This window comes from Nocardiopsis protaetiae (assembly GCF_045446735.1).
In the GTDB taxonomy this organism is placed as follows: Bacteria; Actinomycetota; Actinomycetes; order Streptosporangiales; family Streptosporangiaceae; genus Nocardiopsis; species Nocardiopsis protaetiae.
In genome coordinates, this window is record NZ_JBJJBV010000514.1 from 1 (window position 1) to 1,521 (window position 1,521).

Genomic DNA, 1,521 nt, shown 5'->3' on the forward strand with positions numbered 1-1,521 from the left:
CGTCCCGGGGGCCGGACCTCCTCCACCCGGCCCCCGGGGCTCCACCCCGGACCTGCCGAACCCCCGTCCCCCGAAACCCCTCTTCCCCGAACCCCCTGGAGACCGTATGCATCCGCGAACACCGAGCCCCCGAACACCGAACCCCCGCACCGCCCTGGCCCTGGGCGCGGCCCTGACGCTGACCCTCGCCCTGGTCGCCGCCGTGCTCGCCCTCGCCCCGACCGCCGCGCGCGCCGACACCGGGTTCCGGGTCGAGAACGGGCGGCTGGTCGACGCCGCCGGCAACGACTTCCTCATCCGCGGCGCCAGCCACGCCCACACCTGGTACCTCCAGGAGACCGGCTCCTTCGCCGACCTCAAGGCCCTGGGCGCCAACACCGTCCGCGTCGTCCTGAGCAGCGGCGACCGCTGGGACGAGAACGGGCCCGCCGACGTCGCCAACGTGGTGGCGCTGTGCAAGGCCAACCGGCTGATCTGCATGCTCGAAGTCCACGACACCACCGGCTACGGCGAGCAGTCCGGGGCCGCCACCCTCGACCAGGCCGTCGACTACTGGCTGCGGATCCAGGACGTGCTGGAGGGCGAGGAGGACCACGTCCTCGTCAACATCGGCAACGAGCCCTACGGCAACAACGAGTCCGTCAACCAGGGCTGGGCCGACGACACCATCGACGCCATCGGGCGGCTGCGCGCCGCCGGGTTCGACCACACGCTCGTGGTGGACGCGCCCAACTGGGGCCAGGACTGGCAGGGCATCATGCGGCGCGACGCGCCGCTGGTGGCGGCCGCGGACGCCAACACCGTCTTCTCCATCCACATGTACGGCGTGTACGAGCAGGAGTCCACGGTCGTCTCCTACCTGGAGCACTTCGCGAACGCGGGGCTGCCGCTGATCGTCGGCGAGTTCGGCCACGACCACAGCGACGGGAACCCCGACGAGGACGCGATCATGGAGCACACCCGGCGGCTGGGGCTGGGCTACATCGGCTGGTCGTGGAGCGGCAACGGCGGGGGAGTGGAGTACCTCGACATGGTCGAGGGGTTCGACCCGACCCGGCTCACCCCGTGGGGCGAGCGGATCTTCCACGGGCCCGACGGCATCGGCGAGACGTCGGTGGAGGCGCCGGTGTACGGCGGCGGGGGCGGGCCCACCGACCCGCCGGACCCCACCGGCCCGCCCACGGACCCGCCGACCGAGCAGCCCACCGAGCCGCCCGCGGGCGAGTGCACCGCGGAGTTCCGCATCACCAACGAGTGGACGGGCGGCTTCCAGGCCGAGATCGAGGTGACCGCGCACAGCGCCCTCGGCGGCTGGACCGTCACCTGGACCGCGCCCTCCGGACAGACCGTGGCCCAGGCGTGGAACGCCGACCTCACCGCCTCCGGCGGCACCGTGACCGCCCGCAACGCCGCCTACAACGGCGTCCTCGCCGCGGGCGCCACCACCTCCTTCGGACTCATCGGCAACGGCCCCGCCGTCGCCCCCGACCCGACGTGCGCCGCGGCCTGACCGGCCGCGGC

Annotated in this window: 1 protein-coding gene; it reads left to right on the forward strand. The window is 73.6% G+C overall.

What is annotated here, in order from left to right; genetic code table 11:
* Positions 1-106: 106 nt before the first annotated feature.
* Positions 107-1,510, forward strand: a complete 1,404-nt coding sequence (locus ACJOT3_RS34440; RefSeq protein ID WP_406977320.1) for a cellulase family glycosylhydrolase — start codon at positions 107-109, stop codon at positions 1,508-1,510.
* Positions 1,511-1,521 lie beyond the last annotated feature (11 nt).